1 pseudogene is annotated in these 957 nt (G+C 70.0%); it reads left to right on the top strand.

Features of this window, described 5'->3' with window-relative positions:
- Nucleotides 1–957: pseudogene (locus CZ203_RS01145) on the top strand (chromosome segregation protein SMC); the annotation flags it as partial.

Here is a 957-nt window from a genome sequence, read left to right as displayed (position 1 = left end):
CTTGCAGACCGCCGCACGCGCTGCGCCGGGCTGGATGCGGCGCAGGAGGGGCTGCTCGCGCAGCAGGAAGGCTGCACGCGCGCGGCGCAGGAGCTGCAAACGGAAATTGCGGGGCTGCGCGCATCCCTTGCGCAAAAGCAGGGCGAGCTTGGCCGGTGCGCGTCGGCGCAGTTTGACCTGGAACTCAAGCGCACGGCGGCGCAGTCCGGCCTGTCCAGCATGGCGTCCCGCCGGGACACCATCGCGCAGGATATTGAGGCCGCGGCGCAGCGCGCAGCCGCGGAGGAAGCGGCGCAGGAAGCGCTGGAGCAGCAGCTCGCCGCTTGTCGGGATACGTTGGCAGGGGCGCAGAATAAGCTTGCGGGCGTTGCGATGAAGGCGGAGGGGCGGCGCCGGAAGCTCGGCGGCCTGGAAGAGGAATGCCGCAGGCTGGAGGCGGAGCGCACCGACTGCCAGAACCGCATCGCCATGCTGCGCGAGATGCAGAAGGATTACGAGGGCTTTTCCCGCAGCGTCAAGCTTGTCATGGGGCGCGCGGAACGCGGGGCGATGCCCGGCGTGCACGGGCCGGTGTCCACGCTCATCACCGTGCCGGACGAATACGTCCTCGCGGTCGAGACCGCGCTCGGCGCGGCGGCGTCCAACATCGTGGTGGACAGCCCGCAGGACGGCCGCGCGGCAATTGAATACTTAAAGCGCGCAGACGGCGGCCGCGCGACCTTTTTGCCCCTGGATACGATCCGCCCGAACGCCTTGCGGGAACAGGGGCTGGAGCGCGCGCCCGGCTTTTGCGGGATTGCGTCCGCGCTCGTGCAGTGCGACGCGCGTTACCGCGACGTGGCCGCGAACCTGCTTGGCCGTACGGCGGTGGCGGGAAATATGGAGGCCGCGCTTGCGATCGCGAAGGCGCACGGCAACCGCTTCCGGATCGTCCCGAAGGACGGCCAGGGCATCCCG

It is taken from the genome of Intestinibacillus massiliensis, assembly GCF_900155735.1.
Lineage (GTDB): Bacteria > Bacillota > Clostridia > Oscillospirales > Butyricicoccaceae > Intestinibacillus > Intestinibacillus massiliensis.
This window is presented reverse-complemented; position numbering and strand designations above follow the sequence as displayed.